Consider the following 21,088-nt stretch of genomic DNA (forward strand, 5'->3'; position numbering starts at 1 on the left):
TAAAGTATTGGCCCCGGCTGAATTCAAGATTCGATGCCGAGTCCGCTCCCTGATTCGCTTCGGAATCAAAAGCAGACTTTTTGAACAACCTCTGAAAACAAAGATGGAGCAACGTGCGTACCGAGCACATTACTCCATCTCCGACGAATTCGCTATTAGCGTCAATCCGTGTACAGATACCAGCGCCGCACAACCGGGATCCGTTTCCAGTGTTTTTTGAGCCAAGGCAGAACGTAATAATCGAGTCCGAATACGCTGCCCGATCCGCCGATCAAGGCGACTCCGGCTGCGAGATACCACAGCATTTCATATGGAGCCATGCCGGAACACCAGATCATGATACCCATGCCGATCGTTGCGATCGAGGATAACGCTGTAAACAATCCGACGATCAGCAAGATACCGAAAGTGATTTCGGCGAGAACCATGCCGGTCTGGAACACTTTGGCCAGCACTGTATAATCACCGTTAGATTGATAGAAGAAGATATCCATAAAACCGTTCATGATGCTGGTAATAAACTTAGGCACCGGCAGCGCCGCAACAGCATCCTTGGCGTTGGTCACCGCGGAAGCGGCTGCTTGGGCATCAACGGTTTGATTTACCGCTTCAACCGCCTGGCTGGCCGATGAAGTGGCGTCTGCGGCATGCGGGGACGGCGGAATCAAGAAGATACGTGACGGTTCATCGATGATCTTCCATAATTTCTCGAGACCTTCCGTTAGCCACATAATGCCGACATAGACCCGCAGCGGCAGGAGCCAGAAATTCGGCGAGCGTTTGGAAAAATGCCCTCCCACGAAGCTGCGCCGGTTATTCACGTGGAAAAATTCATGCATCATATACGACCATACTTTATTGAAGCCTGCGATCGTAAACAGATAGAACATATTCATAAAATGCTTGCCCAAAAGCGCCATAAAGCCGCTTAGCATAAACATGCGGTTTGGCAGGCCGACGTTGGCGACGCCGTAACGGCTGCCGATGCAAACCATGGTGCCGTGGAAGCCTGGTTTGTAGGACTTTTTCGGCTGGTTGTTGATTTCCGCGTGGATGTTATGGGCGACCACCGCCGCCGACTGTTCGGCGTTTTCAACCATTTGCGGCACGGGGCGCTCTTCGCCTTCGGGAATATAGAAAATATTGTCGCCGACGACATATACATTTTCATGATCAACGCTTTGCAGCTTGTCGTTGGTAACGACCCGTTTGCGTCCTTGCTGCTGCACGTCCAGGTTTCCGACCAAATCCGAGCCTTCCACGCCGGCCGTCCATACGATGGTATTGGCCTGAATGCGCTCTTCGCCCATAATAACGGCCTGCGGATCTACGCCGGTAATTTTTGCGCTAGTGATAATTTCCACGCCCATCCGGACGAGACGTCTTTCCGACTTGGCGATCAGCTTATCCGGGAGAATCGGCAGGATTTTCGGAGCCATATCAGCCACGACCAGCCGCACGTCATTGCGGTCAATATAAAACTCCTTGCACAGCTCGTCGCGGAACTCGGCCATTTCGCCGACCAGTTCGACGCCGGTAAACCCTGCGCCCACCACGACGAATGACAGCTTGGATTTGCGCACCGCCGGATCGGTTTCTTTGGCGGCTTCGCTGAAACACTGCCGGATCTGTCTTTTCAGGCGAACCGCGTCTTCATAAGACCAAAGCGTAAAGCTGTTTTCCTCAGCGCCGGGGATGCCGAAGAAAGTAGGCTTACAACCCGTGCCGAGAACCAGATAATCGTAGTTGTATTTGGTTTTGCGGGACGATAAAGTTTTGGCTGCGAAATCGATATGATTGATATCATCCAGCACCACATTTACTTTTAGCCCGGCAAATATTTTTTTTAGTTCGACTTTGACCGAATCCTCCGGCGTCCGGTTGGCCGCCACTTCGTGAAGCTCCGTTAAAAGGGTATGATATGGATTGCGGTCGATAAGAGTTATTTCAACATCGTCGTTTTTTTTGAATTTCTTGGCCAGCTTTTTGGCTGCAGTAACACCGCCGTAACCGCCGCCCAACAGGACGATTTTTTTCATGGGACGCTCACCTCTTTGACTCGATTAATGACTTGACCTTGCTTGTTCATCTTGATGCCATATAGCGTTATTTGGCCTGATCGAGTGCTTTTTGAGCCAGCGTGACATAATCCTTGATGTGGATGGTTACTCCGGAAATGGCATCGGTGGTGCCGTCATCCTTAAGCGTGATAGCCGCCGGATCTTGTTTTTCGATCAGATAATCTTGTGCTTTAATGGCTTCTTCATGCCATTCTCCTTGCGCGCCGGCAGCTTTCATGCCATATTTTCCTTCCTTGGAGAAGGTTTGTTTGTCTTCGCCTTTAGCGTTTACGCCGCTGAAATAAGCGTAGATGACCTTGCCGTTGGCAACCGTGATGTCCACAGTCGATTTCCAGCCGCTTTCTTTGTCGAAGTCTTCGCCTTCGGCATGGTAAGAGCCGTCTTTATAGGAACCTGGAGCTTGAGGACCGGCGGAAAGTGCTTGCTCGGCCAGTGAAGTGAAATCCTTCACATGGATGGAAACACCGGAGATGGCGTCCGTCTTGCCGTCGTCTTTAACATTGATCGCTGCTGGATCCTGTTTTTCGATCAAGAACTGCTCTGCTTTTTCGGCTTGCTCATACCATTCGGAAGAAGCGCCGCCTGCCTTCATGCCATATTTGCCTTCTTTGTCCAGCGCTTTTTTGTCAGGTCCGCCTTTGTCGCTGACATAGTTCCAGTTGGCTTGCGTGATTTTGCCGCCTTCGACCTTCAGCACAACATAAGGTTTCCAGCCGGATTTTTCATCCATCGTGCCTTCGGCAAAGTAGGTGCCGTCTTTATATTTTCCATTTTCAGATGCGGTTGTTTCTTTTGTATCCGTAGCGGCCGGTGCTGGATCATTAGCCACCTTATCCGCTTCTTTGTCGCTGCCGCAACCTGCGAGCAGACCTGCCATCAAGGCGCCCGATAATAAAATAGACCATTTCTTGTTCATGTGTATGACCTCCAGTTTCATTTTTAATATCTATAAAATAAATATGTTAAACCCGGGAAGAACACTTTTTAGCTATTTTACCTGTTGGATGAATGGCGATGGTTTAAAAATCGAGGTAATTAATCCAATTGATATTCAAAATTGTCTTTTCGAAGGCATTGTAGCATAGGATCTTAGAGTAATTATGTGAAAATAGTCACGATACAATCAAGGATTATTCTTTCTTTATAATTATCCTATTTTATGTCACAAAGTAAGCGATTTCAGAAGGTTAGGTGAAGCGAGGAAGGATATTTTCTAGGAAAAACAACCTGGAACCATAGTCCCGATGAGGGTTGGTTTCAGGTTGATTAAGGTTGCTGACGTCGTATGGGTGGATGTCTGAAGTCTGGTGTCTATGGGGGAAGGGTATGGGATTGCAGTGTGCGATTGCGTACAGAGAACGGAGAATGGAGAACGTAGAACGCCAAAGTATACGTTAAAGACTGCAAACGGTAGTGCGTCATTGCGGCAAGCGTGTTCGAAACAAAGCGCACTAGGTGATTGGGAGGCGCTAACGAAACTGTGCAGCGTTATATCCGTAAAAAGGAGGCGAATTCAAATCTAAATAAGTTGAACTAAAGAAAAGCATAGGGGATAGGCAAAAGGGAGAAAGATTTACGGAGAAGCGAAGCGTTCGCCTTTGTGATCGGATTTCAACCATGAAAGTATAAATCAAAGAAATCTGGGAGCAACAGCGATCGAAAGAACATTTCACCCGGCTGCCTACATCCGTGCAAATCATTGGTTCAACTTATATAAACGAAACTACATAACGTTATTAGGGTGGAAAACGACGGAAAACGGCATTATTACCTTCTTTTTCGCTGAATAGCGTTACCCGTTTCGTTAGATCCAACATGGCCTGATGGCCACCACGACCATACATGAAAAATGGACTTGAGTTCTTGCCCGCTTTTTGAGGCACTTAAGATAGACGGATGATAGGTCGATTATATTTTGGAGACACACTCCGTGTTAGAGTTGAACCTATTGCAACCATGAGAATCACCGATTGTTACTGCGAGTAAATGTGTAAAGTTCCATTTTTCTACTAGGCTGTATGATCCTGTCTGAGCGAATCCCTTTTGCGCCAATTACTGCACTTAACGGACACCATGGACGCTAATTTGTAAAAAAGAGCGATTTTCAAATTCTAATGGACACCACAGCACTTAATTGCCGCAAATTATCGAAAATAGGGTCATTTTCACCTAAATAGCTGCAGTTGTGTCCGTTAGAAATCATAATGGTTGAAATTACCCCTAATAGCTGCAACTGTGTCCGTTAGAACGGCATGGCATCCGCAAGGCAGCAAAGCATCCGTAAGCAGCCTCTTAATTCGCCGCCGAGCGGAGGAAGCCGGGAAGTCTAAGCATGGCAATCGTAAGTCCGACGAGACCAAAAGTAAGAAGGATGAGCGCCGGTCCTGCGACGTCGCCCAAATGCGCGCCATGGGCAATGATGTCCTGCAGGGAATGCTGCGCCCAAAATTGCGGCATGAAATGTCCAATGGTCTGCACGGTTTGCGGCAGCAGGTAAGAAGGGACCCACAAACCGCCAAGCATGGCTCCGCCCATAGAGATGAGCTGCGTGATAACCATGGCTGCTCCTTCGCCGGGAACAAGGAAGGAGAGTCCGAGGCCGATGCCCGTTCCGGCGATGCTCAGTGAGATGATAACCGCTGATAACGCGGCGATATCCCCAAGCTTCAATCCATATACGAAATGTCCGAAGGCAAACAAAATAACGCATTGGGCGATAACGGTAAGCATGAACGGGAACCACATACCGATCAGATAATAGAGCGGTTTGATGCGAGTCGTGCGGATGCGCGACAGCAGGCCTGTTTTCTTTTCCTCAAAAAAGCGGCGGGCCATCGTAATCATGATGAAAAATACGAACATAACGGTCATCCCGGGTACCACTTGGTCGATCATGTCAAAATGGTCGGAAGTTGCGGACACATTTTCGATCTGGATCGGAGAAGCGAGAGCGGCTTCGGCTTGGGCTTTGGATTGGCCTTGGGCCATCAGCATGCCCGTCAGTTTTTGCTCGCGGTATTGGGTCGAAATGCTGCTGAGGATAGCTTGGATCGGAGCCGTTTCCGTAGGGGAAGCAGGGTCCTGATACAGTTTGATGTTAGCAGCCTTGCTTGCCTTCATGGCTTGTTCAAAACCGCTTGGAATAACCAGCATCGCTGAAAATTGTCCCTGCTTCATATTATCGAGCTGCTCGTTCAGGCTATCAGCCGGAAGTTGTTTGACGTCCATAATGCCTTCCATTTGCCCGAGCAGCGCCCGGGAAGCGGCGGTTTGATCCTGGTCAACGGTCCGCAGCGTAAGCGAAGAGCTGCCGTTTCCCTGATTAAATACCGAGCCGAACATCACAATGAAAAGGATGGGCATCAGGAGGAGGAAAATAAAGCTGCGCCGGTCTTTGCCGATCAGGCGAAGTTCTTTGAGAATCATAGCTTTCATGGGACTATATCTCCTTTGTGAAAATTTATTATTCTTTAATCGCGAAGCGCCGTTCCGGTTACTCTCAAAAACACGCTTTCGAGCGAAGGGCGCACAACCTCCAGCTGCTTGACGTCCCAAGCATGCTGTGAAGCCTGGCGCAGAAGGCGCTGCATAACATCTGTCGATTTTTCCGTCTCCAGCAGCCAGCCTGAACCTTCCTTGCGGATGGAGGCGACGTCCGGATCCTGAGAAAGTTCGGTTAGTCCAGGAACCTCCAGATAAATGGACTTTTGTCCGTATTGCTCCAGCAGCTGTCCAAGCGGTCCCATGGCCTTGATCGACCCTTGGTCCATAATAGCGACTTCGTCGCAAAGGGCTTCGACTTCCTCCATATAGTGGGTGGAATAAATGATGGTTACACCTTCACGGTTAAGCTCCCTGATCATCTCGAAAATATGGTTGCGCGACTGGGGATCGATTCCCACCGTAGGTTCGTCGAGTATAAGCAGCTTGGGCCGGTGAAGCAGGGCTGCGGCAATGTTGATTCTTCGTTTCATCCCGCCGGAAAAGGTGCTGACGATATCTTTGGAACGTTCAAGCAGTCCGGTTCTAGTAAGCACTTCTTGAATCCGCTGCTTCAGCTCTTTGCCGCGAACGCCGTAAGCTTCCCCGAAAAATTCGAGATTTTCGAAGGCGCTGAGCTTCTCATACAGAGTTATATCCTGTGGAACGTAACCGATATATTTGGATACCGCTTCGGATTCGCGGGTGAGATCCTTGCCGAAGAGCTTGGCTGAGCCGCTGTCGGCCTTCACGATGCCCGTTAAAATTTTCATAGTCGTCGATTTGCCCGCGCCATTTGGTCCCAAAAAGCCGAATGAGGTTCCGGGTCTTAGCGAAAAGGTGACATTCTCGAGTGCCTGTTTTTTGGGGTAAGCTTTTCTAAGTCCGGTTACCTCCAGCATGTAATCATCACGCACCGAATCGGGTGCAGCCGTTTTCTCTGGTTTCATTATCATTTGAACCATGTTTGTATCTCCTCCTATAAATCCAATTTCTTTTCAAGCAGATGTGCTGAAAAACGAAGAACGACATAGGTGAGGATCCAGCTCAGCCCCATAATGACTGGAAGCTCCCACGGAAAAGGAAACCAGGCGTAGGCAAATTGAGTGGTTCCGTATTCGACCATGTACTCGGGAAAAATCCGGTCGGTCGATTGGTAAACAAGACTGAAGCCTGACATAAAAACGATCCACAACACTGGGCTAATAGGTCGCAATACGCTGTTTTGAATCGTGGAGGTCAGGATGCCAAGCGCGATAAACAACGGGCTAAAACCTGCAACTAACGAAAGCCAATTGATGCCGGCAATCATAAAGGAGACGACGGAATCAAGAGAGTAATAGGGAATCGTGAGCGATAATATTAAGACATAGGCGGACATGATGACAAAAACGATCAGAATTCCGGCCCAAATCTTCAGCCAGACTGCCAGCCATTTGGCGGAAATCAGCTGTTTTCGTGGATACGGCATGGTCAACCACCAGCCATAGGTATCATTTTCCCATTCCCGTTTGACCGCGTTTAAACCGAGGAAAAAGACCATATAAGGAAAGCCCATGGTGACAAACCAGATCGTATTCAGCTGCAGCGAGTTATTTATGGCAAAATAAGTGGCTGTGCCGACGAGTGTAATAAGGATTAGTAGGAAATAGGCCCTCCACCAGCCTTTAGTAATATGAGAGCGGCTTTGTCTTCTCCAGCTACCCTTGCTTTTAAATTCATGCCGGACTAAATTCCGGAATACTGCCGAGTCCATTACTTATTCCACTCCTTCACATACATTTTGCGGAAAACATCCCGCAATGAGCCGTATTCAGCTCTTAAATCCTCTGTATTCCCAGACCAAATGGCGCGTCCTGCTTTCATCATGACCGTGTAATCAAACAGGCCTTCAACTTCCTGAATGTCATGGGTACTGATCAGGATGGATTGCTCACTTTCCTCGAGGTAATCGATGAGACTGGCCACGATGGCTTCCCTTGAGATCACGTCGATGCCGGTAAAAGGTTCGTCAAGCACGATCAATTGCACGTCACGGGCAAGACAAAGGATCAGCATGATCCGGGCTTCTTGCCCACGGCTCATGCCGCCGACTTTCATATCCAGGTCAATGTCCATATAGTCCGCAAGCTGAATGGCTCTTTCCATGGAGAAACCGGGGAGGAAGGATTTTCCCCACTCGAGCGATTGTCTGGCCGTATGGTTCGGATACCATCTGGCACGGTCCGGCAGATAGGCAATATCTTGATTGGTCTGCCAACCCGGCGTTTGGCCAAGTACGCGGACGCTGCCTTCATCCGGTCTGACCATTCCCGTCAATATGCGGAAAAACGTCGATTTACCGCATCCGTTCGGGCCCAGAATTCCGGTGATCCGCCCGGAAGGGATGGCAAGCTCCAGTTGATCCAGCGCTTTTTTCTTGCCGTACTGTTTGGTCAACCGTTGGCATTCAATGATATATGGCGTCATGAACCTTCACCTCCATGTGCCGCTTTCCTGCGGACGTATTTCTCAATGTCATCCCATGTGAGCCCGAGGCTTTCCATTTGCTCCATGAAGCTGTCGATATATTTGGCGGCAAGGGCTGTCCGGAAGGAGGCCACACGCTCGGGAGATGAGGTGACGTATGTGCCCTGCCCCCGCCGTTTTTCCGTTAAACCGTCCCGTTCCAGCTCTTGATAGGCGCGCATAACAGTATTCGGATTAATTCGAAGTTCCTGCGCCAGCTCTCTAACCGATGGCATTTTGTCTCCCAAAGCAATCTCTCCTTTTGCAATCGCGCTTCTGGCTTGTTCCAGTATTTGCTCATATAAAGGTTGACTGAAGTCAATCTGGAAATGCAGCGAGCCAACCTGTTGCTCTTCCATAAACGCCCCTCCTACCGCACAAGGTGCGATTAGTGATTTAAGTGTATTATATCACTTAATACACTTAATACAATAGGCTGTTGAAAAATTTTCTGAAAAATAGAAATAAAAAAACCGCCTGCCGATTCCCCTGAAAAAGGGGTGGCAAGCGGATTGCAGATAACTGCTCGCAAGAAAAGCTTCAACTTACGCAGGGTCAATCAACGTAGAAAGGGCGCCGAATAGGAGCTTTTCTTTAGAGTAAAGAAAGTATAAGTTTTCAGCGGAAGCTGAACACTTTCTGCTCGCAAGAAAAGCTTCAACTTACGCAGGGTCAATCAACGTGGAAAGGGCGCCGAATAGGAGCTTTTCTTTAGAGTAAAGAAAGTATAAGTTTTCAGCGGAAGCTGAACACTTTCTGCTCGCAAGAAAAGCTTCAACTTACGCAGGGTCAATCAACGTGGAAAGGGCGTCGAATAGAAGCTTTTCTTTAGAGTAAAGAAAGTATAAGTTTTCAGCGGAAGCTGAACACTTTCTGCTCGCAAGAAAAGCTTCAACTTACGCAGGGTCAATCAACGTGGAAAGGGCGTCGAATAGAAGCTTTTCTTTAGAGTAAAGAAAGTATAAGTTTTCAGCGGAAGCTGAACACTTTCTGCTCGCAAGAAAAGCTTCAACTTACGCAGGGTCAATCAACGTGGAAAGGGCGTCGAATAGGAGCTTTTCTTTAGAGTAAAGAAAGTATAAGTTTTCAGCGTAAGCTGAACACTTTCTGCTCGCAAGAAAAGCTTCAACTTACGCAGGGTCAATCAACGTGGAAAGGGCGTCGAATAGAAGCTTTTCTTATTGTGTGGCGTTTTTTTGCAAGAATCTCACATATATAAAAATCGCTGTAGCGACAACGCATTCGGATAAAGGGATGGAAAGCCAAACCCCATTGGTTCCAAACAGAGGAGGCAGGATCAGCAGGAAAATGACCATAAGAATAATTTCCCGTGATAACGTGATCCAGACTGCGGCTGTGACCCGTTCCGACGCTTGGAAGAATGTCATCATCACGAAGTTGATGCCCATAAACATATAACCGACGAAGAACAGCCGGATGCCCGTGATCGCAAGCGATCTGACTTCATCCGGAAAATCGCCGAACAATGTCACGATACCGCCAGCTAGCGCCTGGCCGAATAGAAAGACGATAATTCCGGAAATGAACGCTGTTGTTACTGCAATCCGGATCGTTTGGACTTCACGAAGGCGGAGTTTGGCTCCGCGGTAATAGCTGATCAGCGGCTGAATTGCCGAGCCCATGCCGAGGAACAGCATCAGCATGACGCTGTGGGCGTAATTCAGTACCGAAAATGCCGCCACGCCTGTCGTGCCGGCCCATCGGACCATGGCGACATTATAGCCGATGGTGAAAACGGATAAGCCGACCTCGGAGATGAAGCTTGGAAAACCGATCGTCAGCGTGCGGACGGTCAGCTGCCATGAGAAACGCGGATTGACAAATGCAAGCGACCGGTCCTTGCGCAGGAAATGCGCAAACAGTACCACCGCGCCGGCCAGCGTCGCGATCACGGTCGCCAGTGCCGACCCCTTGACGCTCATATTTAGCACGTATAAAAAGAAATAATTCAAAATGATATTGAGCACTGCCGACACGACCATGGAGATCATGGCCAGGTTTGGATTGCCGTCATTTCGGACGAATAAGCTAAACGCATTTTGAATCGTGATAATAAATCCGTAAGTCAGCAATACCGTCATGTATTCAAGGGCATAAGGGAGTGTATCCTGATTGGCCCCAAGCGCATAAGCGAGAGGAACCCGCAGCAGATAAGCGGTCACAGCCACAAGCATGGTAAAAACGAAAATAAGGATCAGCGAGTGTGTGAAAATTTGCTGCGCCTGTTTGATGTTTTTGGCTCCTTTGGATTGGGAATAAAGGGTTGCGCCGCCGGTGCCCAGCCATAACGACAAGGCAAAAAATACGGAAAATACAGGAGAGGCGATATTAATGCCGGCCAGTGCCAGCGCCCCGAGACGGTGTCCGACGAAAATGCCGTCGGCGACCACATTGATAGACATCATCAGCATCCCGATCAGGGATGGTATTAAATAACGTACGAATACTTTACCGACGGAGTCGGTCTCCATCGAAGGGAGAATTGCTGCTTTTTCTTGACCCATGTTGTCCTCCATAACCTATAACCCCGAGGGGGATTTAGGGATTCCTAATATTTGCAAAATGAATTATCTGCCGGAGATGTTCGGTCAGTACCGCTGATCCCGTATAAAAAGACGTTCATCGCCTTCAGGTAAAGCTCACGCGCTTCCTGGAAAGACATTTGATTCGCAGAAAATTCGATTCCGGCCAGCGTGCCTTCTAGGATTATACTCAAGAGACGTGCGTCATCCGGCTTGAATTCCCCCTTTTGCATGCCAGCCTCGAGCAGTTCCTCGTAATTGCGCAGATACAAGCGCATCATCTCTTGAACCTTGTCCTGATTTGGTGAAGTGATAAGCTCAGTGGCATAAAATTCATTGGTGGCTTTCGTGAGCGGATGGTGGAAGCCATCCATGACAAAGTGCTCCACCAGTGCGATCATTTGCTCTTTTACCGTATGATACAGGGCTTTCTTAGCCTGAAATTGCTCGGTCCATTCCCGCGTCCATTCTTCAAGCAGGTAAAGGAACAAACCTTCCTTGTTTTTGAAGTGGTAATAGATGTTGCCCTTGCTGATCTGCGTGGCGTTTACGATATCTTCGATCGAAGTGCAGGCATATCCCTTTTGGCCGAATAACGTACGCGCGGCATCGGCGATTTTGAGTTTGGTTTGCTGGCTGGATAGCTGCTTTTTATTCATCCATTTCACCTCAATCTTTTTTGACGGTTATATACTGAACGTTCATTCTAAAATCGATATTTCTCAGTATACTTCCGTCCACCAGCGATTTCAACTCGTAGATTGCAGTATAAAACTAGCGGAAAATGCGTCTGGATTGCCAAGTAAAAGGTAGCAGGCGCGGGACCGGAAGATGCTATAATGAAGAGACATTAGGTTCGGAAAGAAACAATTCCGATCCCGCTTTACGTAGGCGGATCATCGGTTAAGGAAGAAGTTTGTTGAAACGGAAGGCTGGAAGCAGTTAGAATGAGGACAGGCGGTAGTCGTGATTTGAAAGTGGGGTGTTGAAGATCGGATTGCAAGCATTGGTGCTTGGCGCCACCGGCCTTCAGCATCCGAAGCTGCACGAAGCCATCATCGATTTGGAAGATTTGGAGAAGCATGCGGAGGCGTTTGAGGGCGTGAGGGACGTGTACTGCTGTCTGGGTACGACCATCCGCAAAGCAGGATCGCAGCTTAAATTCCGCAAGGTCGACCTGGAATATCCGCTGCGCGCTGCAAAAGTGTCAAGGAGGCAGGGCGTGAAGCAGTTTCTTACCGTATCGGCGATGGGAGCTGATCCAGACTCCAAAATCTTTTACAACCGCGTCAAAGGGGAAGCTGAAAGGGCGATATCCCAGGTAGGAATACCTGGTGTGCACCTGTTTCGGCCATCGCTTCTGCTTGGGGATCGAAGCGAATTCCGGTTGGGGGAAGCGGCCGGCGCTTGGGTCATGAAGCGGCTTGAGCCGCTGATGCGGGGCAGAGCGGCCAAATACCGGGCCATGCCTGCCGCGACGATTGCCCGAGCCATGGTGAACATCGCTCTTGCAGGCACTGCGGGCATTCATGTGTACCCGAATGATGTCATTCATGCGCTTGGTATAGCTACGGCGGATTGATACATACAATGACGTTTGTTTTTAGCCGAACCATAAAAATTGGAAAGGGTGATTGTATAATGAGTAAAAAAGTGATTGCGACGACATCTGCGCCAGGGGCGATTGGACCATACAGCCAGGCGATTCAAATGGGGGATTTGATTTTCACCTCAGGCCAGCTGGGGCTGAATCCCGAAACCGGCGAGTTTGGAAAAGACGTTCAGGAGCAGGCACGCCTTGCGCTCGGCAATGTGAAAGCCATTCTGGAAGCCGCAGGCAGCAGCCTGAATCAGATCGTAAAAACGACCGTGTTTTTGAAGGACATGAATGACTTCGCCGCCGTCAATGAAATTTATGCTTCCTTCTTCGCCGAGCCTTATCCGGCCCGGAGCGCCATAGAGGTTGCGCGTCTGCCGAAAGACGGATTGGTGGAAATCGAAGTGATTGCCTCGCTGAAATCATAATTTGAATAGCTTTGATGTGATAAAAGAAGCGCCCTTTCAAGGTAGTGTCCTTGAAAGGGCGCTTGCATGCTTATGTATTTATTGCGTGGATACTCTTTTCCTTTCAGATCCTCCACATATGCAAATCCCACGCTTATGCAAATACTCCGCTTGTGTAGATGCTTCGCTTGTGTAGATGCTTCGCTTATGCAGATCCCACGCCATGCAAATATTCCACTTATGCAGATGCTAGGTATTCCCGATTCGTTGTGCCGCAGTATGTTCGTTCCATGCCTCCTATCGCACCACTACTGGCGTTATCCTTCCCTTATTCAAAAGGTGGGAATCCATTTTGGATTTCTGCAGACAAGTTAACTATGATATCTTCAACGTTCATTTAATTCGGTGAAGGGCTCTATGCGCGCATTTCTATAACATGGAAGCTGCCTAAGTGGGAATTATTGCGAAAGTGCATCCTTTTCAGGCATTTTATAGCGCGAATTGCAAAATTGTTGCGATAGTACATCAATTTGGCCATGAATCATCTGTTTATGCCTAAAAGCCCGGGAAAAGATGCACTTTTGCAAGCTTTCTAGTCATAGTTGTCTGGAACGTTAAAATAGATGCACTTTTGCAAGCTTTCTAGCCATAGTTGCCTGGAACGTTAAAACAGATGCACTTTTGCAAGCTTTCAGATGGAACAGCCATTCAGCCAGCCATTTTTATCATGTAAGGATTTTGCTAAAACCAAAAAGCGAATTCAAGAATCTATTTCATAATGCCGCTGCCAAATACCCGTAACATGATTCATTATGAAATTGATTCGAATTGCAAGCTTTTCAATAATAGTGAAGCTAAAAAATATAGTGCACGGCGCATGGATAGAGTCGCATACTGCGATGTGGTGGACCGCCATCATGCAAACGCCAACCATGCGCCGTGCGAGAAAGAAGTCTTATGTTGAGCCGGAGGCCCTAAGCGCCAAACGGCCTTAATGGGAAGACTGATCCTTCCGGTAATCATTGGGTGTGCGGCCTTCCTGCTTCTTGAATACTTTGCTGAAGTATTTTTCGTCCTGATATCCGACCATTTCAGCGACCTGGGAAATGCGAAGCTGCGGATTGAGCAGCAGCAGCTTGGCTTTGGCAATGCGTACGTCCGCAAGAAATTCGGAAATGTTCACGCCAAATTCCTGTTTAAAGCGGCGGGAGATATATTCTCTGCTCAGGAAAAAGCGGGCCGCCATATCCTGAAGTGAAATATCCTCGGCATAATGGTTCTCCAAATACTTCGCGATATCATGAATGATGTGGTTGTTGTTATCGCGGGAATGCTGCTGGGTCATGATCCGGCTGGCCGCGATAAGCCGGCCCTCATACTGGGTTTTCCAGAGCGGATAAGACAGCCGGCCAAGCGGGTCCAGCGGGAGCGATGGCGGGAGTTCAAGCATCGCATCCTTGTCGGGACCGGGAGCCGGAGCATTGGAATCCAAATCCATCCACTGTTTCAGCATCCAATCCCATTCGGAATTCCATTGCTTAAGCTGGGCAGGCGTGACGCAGGCAAGCTTGCGAACCTGCTCCATCCAGCCGTCGACGGCGGAGCTGATGCTATCCGCGTTGCCGCTGAGCGCCGCCGTGCGGAAGCTGTCCTCATGCGCGGCAAGCCGCTGGGGCTTTTGCGACGGCGGTGCAGCGGTATGAAGCCACTCCGCAGGTTCGTTTAGATTACGCTGCCAAAGCGCCTGATGCGCGTCGTGATAAGATGCGGCAATCCCCGCCGGAAAGGGCTGGCGCGGCCCTGCGCCGATGTGAACCTGGCGGTGCAGCGTCAGGTCGATGCCGGAGCGGATCTCCGCAAGCGTTGTTTGCAGCGGCATCGTTTCGTCCCAAATGAGCAGCACGATTTCCTCAGGGTTATTCAGGTTGTGAAAGGCGATCCCTTTTTGCCAAGCGAGCAGCACCTCATTGCAGATATTGATCAGCGTAAAGTACAGCAGCTGCCGCATCGGCCGGAACTTATCCAGCAGTTCCTGGTCGAGCTGTGCCGTGCTGATCACGGCGGCGCTGGCGGCCTCGATTTCTCTCGGCAGGCCGAATTCTTCCTGAAGCTGGCGCGCAAGCTCGTCCCTGTTGCCATGGCTGCCGATGAGGTCGGTTAACAGCTTGTCCGCGTAATGGGGTTTCATCTGATTGAGTTCCCTATTTTTGCGGGCGCTGAGGCGATCCTGCAGCGTTTCCAGGCGCACCTCTTCGACCGCTTTGTTCAGCGCCTCATTAAGCTCGTCCGGATCGACCGGTTTCAGAATATAATCAAGGCCTCCATTACGGATGGCATGACGAACCAGATCGAAATCGTCATATCCGCTGATCACGATCGATTTTACGGCAGGCTGGTTGTTTTTGATCCATTCCAGCAGCTGGGTGCCGTCCATGCGCGGCATGCGCATGTCGGTCATAACGATTTGGGGGGAGTGCTCCATGATCAAATTCACGGCGGACTGCCCGTCTTCCGCTTCGATGATCTCCGTGATGCCGTGGCTGTTCCAGTCCGCCAGCATCTTTATCGCTTCTCTTACATGTTTCTCATCGTCTGCAATCAATACTTTCATCATTCGTGATTCTCCTCCGCACGCTTGCCTTGGGTGTGAATTTCAACTGTAATTCGAACGCCTTGCGGCTTGATATTGCTGATATAAAGCGCCGATTCATATTCGGTGTAGAGCTGCAGGCGCATCAGTACGTTATGCAGCCCGATGCCGTCCTCATCGGACCATTCGGCCGGAACCCCGCTGTGCTGGCGTTCCAGCTGGAGGTTCAGCCGCTCCAGTTCCTCCGGCGGTATCGATTCTCCGTTATTTTCAATGACGATCTCCAAAACCCCATCAGGCTTCATCCGGCTGGCGATATCCAGTCTGCCTTGATTCCCCTGATTGCCCATCCCGTGCTTAAAGTAGTTTTCAACCAGCGGCTGCAAAATCATTTTCGGCATCGATATCTGCAGCGTTTCCGGTTCGAGCCGGAATGAAAATTCGAGCTGGTCGCCAAAACGCTCTTTTTGCAGCTCGAGATACTTCTTTACATGCCCTGCCTCTTCCTGGAGCGTAACCAAAGCATCGTTGTTGTTCATGCTGTAGCGCATGATTTTGGCGAGCGAGGAGAGCAGGGCATAGATGCGGGGCACATTGTTTTGAAGTGCCAGCGTGCCGATCGACTGCAGCGTATTGTACAGGAAATGCGGGTTGATCTGGGCTTGCAGCGCTTTAAGCTGATTGGTTTTGTTGGCCAGCTCGAGCCGGTATTCCCGCAAAATCAGATTGTTGATCGTGTCCATCATCTGCCTGAAACGCGTGAACATGATACCCGTTTCATCACGGCTGTTCCAGTCGATATCGACGTTGAGCTGTCCGGCCTGAATCCGGTTCATATAACTGGTGAGGCGCTTGATCGGTTCGGTAATGCGGACGGAAATGAACAGCGTGCCAAACGCAATGACAAACAAAGCGATCACGGCGATGGCCGTATTGATTTTCGTCAGCTGGTTTGCGCGCTCGTACAGGGTTGCATTAGGTATCCTTTTGATGATCGTCCAATCGGCATACGGGGTTTGCATCTTCTCAAAAACATGCATGGCCCCGCCATTTTCAAATGAACCGCTGATTTGGTCCCGGCGGATGTGTTCAAGCACGACCTCGTCCTTTAACTTTTGTCCGATTTGCTCGTCCTTGTCCGAGTATATGATGCTGCCGCTCTGGTCCACAACGAGAAGCTGCTCATTTTGTTTATTAAACAGCTGCTCGCAAATAGCCGCAACCGCATCGAGCCTGACATCGATCGCCAGCACGCCGAGCACCTTCTCTGACGGAATATTCGTAACGGTCCGGTGGAATGTGAACACCTCGCGCTCGGAATAAGAGGTAGGCGACGGGGGGAAACCATAATCATGGCTTTTATGGGTGGGCTCCATAGACGTTGTATATTTTTCATAAGGACGGGTGCTTACATAAGGTTCGGTACGTGATTCCCTTTTGGGAAAGGTAGCCGGCGTCACCAGCGTGGACTGGTTGGATTCGGTCGCATGCAGATAAATCCGCTCGATGCCGCTCACCGTGTTCTGGATATTTTGCAATACGGTATATATCTCCGCCACCGCCCGGTAATCATCGGGAATTTTTCGCAGATTGCGCAGGAAATTGGTGTCCGTATACACGACAAGCGAAGCCTTGTTGATATTGTCCAGGTAGTTTTTTAAATTCGTTGTCCCTTGAAAAATCAAATGCCGGTTCTCCTCAAGCGACTGTCCTTTAATCGTTTCCTTGGTATGGATATAGGTGATGCTGATGGACAGCAGAATCGGTATAGTTGTGGCGAGCAGCATGAACTGAATCAGCCGCGAGCGGATACTGCGGAATTTCACCGGCTTGCCGCCTTCATTAAAATACTGTCCCGTTTTGCTCATATCAATATTTTCCCCCTAACGGTTCACGATCCTCCGTGTTTTTTGTAAACGGATTCCCGCATACTGAAGCTACAAACCACATCGAAATGTTGAAAAGGGGAGAAAAGGGATGAGTCGCAAAAAGTCATCCGGTCTGCTCCAGCAGCTGGTATTCGTTGGTCCGTCCACCGTTTTTTTTACCGCTATTATTGTGATTCCGTTCCTGTTGGGCCTTTATTATTCCTTTACGAACTGGAACGGCGTATCCGGTGAAGTGACCTGGGTCGGTCTCGACAATTTCAAACAAATATTAACGAATGATCCCGATTTTGGGAAGGCTTTTTGGTTTACGGTCCGGTTTACGGTAATCGGCATTATTGTAACCAATCTGCTCGGATTTTTCCTTGCTTATTTTTTGACCAAGCCGCTAAAAACACGGAATGTGCTCCGCACCATCTTTTTTATGCCGAATGTCATCGGCGGTTTGCTGCTCGGTTTTATTTGGCAGTTCATTTTCGTCAAAGGTTTTTCGGCGCTTGGGGATTCGACCGGCTGGTCTTTCTTCAATCTGCCTTGGCTTGGCGACGCAACGACGGCCTTTTGGGGCATCGTCATCGTATTCGTTTGGCAAACCGCAGGTTATCTGATGGTCATCTACATCTCTTCCATCAATAACATCCCTAAAGACATCATTGAGGCCGCCGAAATCGACGGGGCTAGCAAGCTGCAAATTCTGAAATCGGTCATCGTGCCGCTTGTGATGCCAGCCGTCACCGTCTGTCTGTTCCTGGCGATCTCCTGGTCGTTTAAAATGTTCGATCTGAACCTGTCCCTGACCAAAGGCGGACCGTTCCGCTCGACGGAATCCGTTGCGCTTAACATCTATAACGAGGCATTCCAGAACAACCGTTACGGTCTGGGTACCGCCAAAGCCATCATCTTCTTCATCGTTGTAGCGGTTATTACCAGCGTGCAGGTTAAACTTACGAAAAGCAAGGAGGTTGAATCCTGATGGAAGTATCCAAAAAGTACCGGGTCGGTACGCTTGCCACCGAACTTATTATGGTCGTCATCGCGCTGGTCTTCCTGACCCCGTTCTACTTCCTGTTCGTGAACTCGGTGAAAACCTTCGGCGATCTGCTCACAAACTCCGCCAGCTGGCCGAAAAGCTTCGAATGGCATAACTATGCCAGAGCCTGGGATATCACGAATTTCCCGACTGCCTTCTGGAACTCGCTTATTGTCACGGTTGTCAGCAACCTGCTGCTCGCGTTGTTCAGCGCGATGTCGGCATACCGCATGGTCCGTCACAACACCCGCTTTAACCGGTTTCTGTTTGCGATTTTCGTAGCGGCGATGGTCATTCCGTTTCAATCCATCATGATTCCGCTGGTAAAGGTGATGAGCTCTCTCGGGCTGATGAACAGCATTCCGGGACTGGTCGTCGCTTATCTGGGATTTGGCGTTCCGCTTAGCGTATTCCTGTTCCACGGCTTTGTGAAAGGCATTCCGCTGGAGATCGAAGAGGCCGCACGCGTGGACGGCACAAGCACCTACGGCACGTTTTTCCGCATCGTATTGCCGTTGATGAAGCCGATGTTCGTGACCGTCATTATTTTGAACACGCTCTGGATTTGGAATGACTACCTGCTTCCGTCCCTGGTGCTGCAAAGCGCAAGCCTGCGGACGATTCCGATCGCAACCTTTGCCTTTTTCGGCCAATTCACGAAGCAGTGGGATCTGGCGCTGCCGGCGCTGGTTCTGGGCATCCTGCCGGTCATTGTTTTCTTCCTGGCCATGCAGAAATACATCGTGGAAGGCATTACGCAAGGCGCCGTCAAGGGCTGATAAGAGCAGAAACAAGGACAAGAACAAGCTAAGAACAGGACATGACCATAGTAAAAGCGGGCCAGAAAAAGGGCAAGAACAGGGCATCCTGCCGGATAGGTCAATCCCGTCCCCCTGTTTCGTCAATATCGTAAGTGCTCGTGGCGATGGCTCGTCTCTATAATGAGGGAGTAAGCGATTACAAGATGGACCGAATGAATAATTCAGCAGTTATGTAAATTTTTCGAATTCACAAAATGACAGACAAGAGGGGATATTGCAAAAATCCATTAAGCGACTTCCAAGGATATCAATGAATTTTGCAAAAATCCTGAAAGAAAAAAGGGAGGATTCATTCATGAAAAAACGTACCAAGATCACGCTGGCTTCCATGCTCGCACTTTCCGTCGTGCTGGCCGGCTGCGGCTCGAAAACTGACAAGAATGCCGAAGGCGCAAGCGGCGACAGCGGCAAAGGCAGCGCTAAAACGATTCATATCTTCCAGTTCAAAGTCGAGATTGCCGAGGCGCTCAATAAACTAAAGGCCGATTATGAAGCGAGCCATCCGGGCATCAAGCTCGATATCCAAACTGTCGGAGGCGGTTCCGACTACGGCGCGGCGCTGAAAGCGAAATTCGCTTCCGGCGATGAACCGGATATTTTCAACGTAGGCGGTTATACAGATTTGAACACTTGGTCTGATAAGCTCGAAGACTTGTCCAATGAAAAATGGGTCGGCGACATGGTCGACGTGTCCAAGGATCAAATTACGAAGGACGGCAAAATCTACGGCATGCCGATGAACCTGGAAGGTTACGGCTTCGTATACAACAAGGATCTGTTCAAAAAAGCAGGCATCACCGAAATACCGAAAACATTGACGGAACTCGAGGCCGCTGCTAAAAAATTGCAGGATGCAGGCATCACGCCTTTCGTGAACGGCTATCAGGAAGGCTGGATTTTGGGACAACATACGCTGAACGTGCCGTTTGCGCATCAGGAGGATCCAAGCGCCTACATCGACGGTTTGAACAAGGGTACGGCCAAATTCGCCGGCAACAAGCAAATGGACGAATTTATGAAGCTGTTTGATCTGACGCTGAAATACGGCAATAAAAATCCGCTGACGACGGACTACAACACGGAAATGACGATGTTCGCAAACGGCCAGGCGGCCATGACGCAGCAGGGCAACTGGACTCAGGTTCAAATCGACGGCATTACGCCAAATATGAATATCGGTCTTTTGCCAATGCCAATCAATGATGATCCGCAGGAAAATGACAAGCTGCTCGTTGGCGTGCCAAACAACTGGGTCATCAACAAAAATTCGAAAGTGAAAGACGATGCGAAGGAATTCCTGAACTGGCTGGTTACTTCCGATCAAGGCAAAAATTATATCACCAAAGAGTTTAAATTTATCCCTGCGTTCAAGAGCATTAACGCTACGGAACAAGATTTGGGCCCGCTCGGCTCGGATATCCTGAAGTACAGCAAAGAAAACAAAGTGCTGAGCTGGCAGTTCGCCAGATTCCCTGAGGGCGCTTGGAATGAGTTCGGATCCAGCATGCAAAGCTATATCGCAGGCAAATCCGACAAAAACCAGCTCTTCGCGGATTTCCAAAAGACATGGGATAACCTGAAAAAATAATTCAGGAAAGCCGGATAGAGCGAGGGAAGTTTGACCCTATTCGTTTAACCGGATACTCTGAAGGCAGTTCGCAGCAGTGCACAAATGAAATGAGGCAAAGAGGTCACCTTTCTATGGAAAGGGGCCTCTTTTTCATAAAATATAAGCGTTATATTTTGGGGCTAATGGGTTATGCTTATTGGAAATGCCGCAGATGCCGGGAAAAACGCTAAATAAATGTGAGCTGCCATTTTTGAGCGTTCGCCGATATTACTCTAATGGATCAAATGGAGCTATCGTGACCGCTGAGATAAATTAATGGCTTTCACGAAGGTAACAGGGGTTCGAATCCCCTATGGGTCACCATGGCCTGACATTGGGCGAAAATGCGCTGAATCCCGAGCGGGCATTCTTAAATCAGGACTTTGCAAAATTCGATTCCAACCGCTCCCGGGTACAATATATAGACGAACTAAACCGTTCGCTCTATATATTGCTGATTGAAAGCCGCTCCTTGGATTTTTGCAAAATGCTTAAATACATGAAAATAGTCTAGGAAGAGTGGATTGCCGTTTTTA

16 protein-coding genes are annotated in these 21,088 nt (G+C 49.2%); 5 read left to right on the plus strand and 11 right to left on the minus strand.

Features of this window, described 5'->3' with window-relative positions; genetic code table 11:
* Nucleotides 1-161: 161 nt before the first annotated feature.
* The 9 genes from L6442_RS03080 to L6442_RS03120 form a co-directional block, all read right to left on the minus strand.
* Nucleotides 162-2,039, minus strand: a complete 1,878-nt coding sequence (locus L6442_RS03080) for an FAD-dependent oxidoreductase (protein ID WP_212980426.1) — start codon at nt 2,037-2,039, stop codon at nt 162-164.
* 67 nt (nt 2,040-2,106) lie between these two features.
* The gene (locus L6442_RS03085) at nt 2,107-2,997 is read right to left on the minus strand and encodes an FMN-binding protein (RefSeq protein ID WP_212980425.1); all 891 of its coding nucleotides are present in this window, start codon (nt 2,995-2,997) and stop codon (nt 2,107-2,109) included.
* 1,376 nt (nt 2,998-4,373) lie between these two features.
* Nucleotides 4,374-5,516 (minus strand): ABC transporter permease, encoded by a 1,143-nt coding sequence (locus L6442_RS03090; RefSeq protein WP_212980424.1) that lies wholly within the window; start codon nt 5,514-5,516, stop codon nt 4,374-4,376.
* A gap of 35 nt (nt 5,517-5,551) precedes the next feature.
* A complete protein-coding gene (locus L6442_RS03095; protein WP_306436703.1) occupies nt 5,552-6,526 on the minus strand; it encodes an ABC transporter ATP-binding protein in 975 nt (324 codons plus the stop codon).
* A gap of 14 nt (nt 6,527-6,540) precedes the next feature.
* On the minus strand, nt 6,541-7,317 hold the full coding sequence (locus L6442_RS03100) for an ABC transporter permease subunit (protein WP_212980423.1): 777 nt from the start codon (nt 7,315-7,317) through the stop codon (nt 6,541-6,543).
* Nucleotides 7,317-8,030: an ABC transporter ATP-binding protein gene (locus L6442_RS03105; protein WP_212980422.1), complete on the minus strand. Its 714-nt coding sequence runs from the start codon at nt 8,028-8,030 to the stop codon at nt 7,317-7,319. The genes L6442_RS03100 and L6442_RS03105 overlap by 1 nt, the downstream gene beginning before the upstream one ends.
* On the minus strand, nt 8,027-8,428 hold the full coding sequence (locus tag L6442_RS03110) for a GntR family transcriptional regulator (protein ID WP_212980421.1): 402 nt from the start codon (nt 8,426-8,428) through the stop codon (nt 8,027-8,029). Before L6442_RS03110 ends, L6442_RS03105 begins: the two co-directional genes overlap by 4 nt.
* A gap of 819 nt (nt 8,429-9,247) precedes the next feature.
* Nucleotides 9,248-10,594 (minus strand): MATE family efflux transporter, encoded by a 1,347-nt coding sequence (locus L6442_RS03115; RefSeq protein WP_212980420.1) that lies wholly within the window; start codon nt 10,592-10,594, stop codon nt 9,248-9,250.
* Between the two features lie 44 nt (nt 10,595-10,638).
* Nucleotides 10,639-11,271 (minus strand): TetR/AcrR family transcriptional regulator, encoded by a 633-nt coding sequence (locus tag L6442_RS03120; protein WP_194234616.1) that lies wholly within the window; start codon nt 11,269-11,271, stop codon nt 10,639-10,641.
* 326 nt (nt 11,272-11,597) lie between these two features.
* Between L6442_RS03120 and L6442_RS03125 the strand changes: the two genes are divergently transcribed.
* Together L6442_RS03125 and L6442_RS03130 are read left to right on the plus strand one after the other, a co-directional pair.
* Nucleotides 11,598-12,194 (plus strand): NAD(P)H-binding protein, encoded by a 597-nt coding sequence (locus L6442_RS03125; protein ID WP_373871845.1) that lies wholly within the window; start codon nt 11,598-11,600, stop codon nt 12,192-12,194.
* A gap of 59 nt (nt 12,195-12,253) precedes the next feature.
* Complete coding sequence (locus L6442_RS03130) at nt 12,254-12,637, plus strand: RidA family protein (RefSeq protein WP_212980418.1); 384 nt, start codon at nt 12,254-12,256, stop codon at nt 12,635-12,637.
* Between the two features lie 970 nt (nt 12,638-13,607).
* Here L6442_RS03130 and L6442_RS03135 read toward each other — a convergent pair.
* Entirely contained in the window at nt 13,608-15,230 is a 1,623-nt protein-coding gene (locus L6442_RS03135; protein ID WP_306436702.1) for a response regulator, read from the minus strand.
* Nucleotides 15,227-17,032: a cache domain-containing sensor histidine kinase gene (locus L6442_RS03140; protein ID WP_212980447.1), complete on the minus strand. Its 1,806-nt coding sequence runs from the start codon at nt 17,030-17,032 to the stop codon at nt 15,227-15,229. Before L6442_RS03140 ends, L6442_RS03135 begins: the two co-directional genes overlap by 4 nt.
* A 151-nt stretch (nt 17,033-17,183) precedes the next feature.
* Here L6442_RS03140 and L6442_RS03145 point away from each other — a divergent pair, with 151 nt between their 5' ends.
* The 3 genes from L6442_RS03145 to L6442_RS03155 all read left to right on the plus strand — a co-directional run bounded on the left by L6442_RS03145 (nt 17,184) and on the right by L6442_RS03155 (nt 20,531).
* Nucleotides 17,184-18,065 carry a carbohydrate ABC transporter permease gene (locus L6442_RS03145; RefSeq protein WP_212980417.1) on the plus strand — a complete coding sequence of 294 codons (882 nt, stop codon included), beginning with the start codon at nt 17,184-17,186 and terminating at the stop codon, nt 18,063-18,065.
* Entirely contained in the window at nt 18,065-18,901 is an 837-nt protein-coding gene (locus L6442_RS03150) for a carbohydrate ABC transporter permease (protein WP_212980416.1), read from the plus strand. The genes L6442_RS03145 and L6442_RS03150 overlap by 1 nt, the downstream gene beginning before the upstream one ends.
* 337 nt (nt 18,902-19,238) lie before the next feature.
* Nucleotides 19,239-20,531, plus strand: coding sequence for an ABC transporter substrate-binding protein (locus tag L6442_RS03155; protein ID WP_212980415.1), 1,293 nt, complete (start codon nt 19,239-19,241; stop codon nt 20,529-20,531).
* The last annotated feature ends 557 nt before the right edge of the window (nt 20,532-21,088 follow it).

It is taken from the genome of Paenibacillus azoreducens, assembly GCF_021654775.1.
Taxonomy (GTDB): Bacteria; Bacillota; Bacilli; order Paenibacillales; family Paenibacillaceae; genus Paenibacillus_AQ; species Paenibacillus_AQ azoreducens.

Bases quoted from the DNA above. Each gene is read 5' to 3' on its own strand.
- L6442_RS03095 (WP_306436703.1), bottom strand. From the start codon at position 6,526: ATGGTTCAAATGATAATGAAACCAGAGAAAACGGCTGCACCCGATTCG.
- L6442_RS03120 (WP_194234616.1), bottom strand. From the start codon at position 11,271: ATGAATAAAAAGCAGCTATCCAGCCAGCAAACCAAACTCAAAATCGCC.
- L6442_RS03150 (WP_212980416.1), top strand. From the start codon at position 18,065: ATGGAAGTATCCAAAAAGTACCGGGTCGGTACGCTTGCCACCGAACTT.
- L6442_RS03110 (WP_212980421.1), bottom strand. From the start codon at position 8,428: ATGGAAGAGCAACAGGTTGGCTCGCTGCATTTCCAGATTGACTTCAGT.
- L6442_RS03090 (WP_212980424.1), bottom strand. From the start codon at position 5,516: ATGAAAGCTATGATTCTCAAAGAACTTCGCCTGATCGGCAAAGACCGG.
- L6442_RS03080 (WP_212980426.1), bottom strand. From the start codon at position 2,039: ATGAAAAAAATCGTCCTGTTGGGCGGCGGTTACGGCGGTGTTACTGCA.
- L6442_RS03155 (WP_212980415.1), top strand. From the start codon at position 19,239: ATGAAAAAACGTACCAAGATCACGCTGGCTTCCATGCTCGCACTTTCC.
- L6442_RS03100 (WP_212980423.1), bottom strand. From the start codon at position 7,317: ATGGACTCGGCAGTATTCCGGAATTTAGTCCGGCATGAATTTAAAAGC.
- L6442_RS03130 (WP_212980418.1), top strand. From the start codon at position 12,254: ATGAGTAAAAAAGTGATTGCGACGACATCTGCGCCAGGGGCGATTGGA.
- L6442_RS03135 (WP_306436702.1), bottom strand. From the start codon at position 15,230: ATGATGAAAGTATTGATTGCAGACGATGAGAAACATGTAAGAGAAGCG.
- L6442_RS03145 (WP_212980417.1), top strand. From the start codon at position 17,184: ATGAGTCGCAAAAAGTCATCCGGTCTGCTCCAGCAGCTGGTATTCGTT.
- L6442_RS03085 (WP_212980425.1), bottom strand. From the start codon at position 2,997: ATGAACAAGAAATGGTCTATTTTATTATCGGGCGCCTTGATGGCAGGT.
- L6442_RS03115 (WP_212980420.1), bottom strand. From the start codon at position 10,594: ATGGGTCAAGAAAAAGCAGCAATTCTCCCTTCGATGGAGACCGACTCC.
- L6442_RS03105 (WP_212980422.1), bottom strand. From the start codon at position 8,030: ATGACGCCATATATCATTGAATGCCAACGGTTGACCAAACAGTACGGC.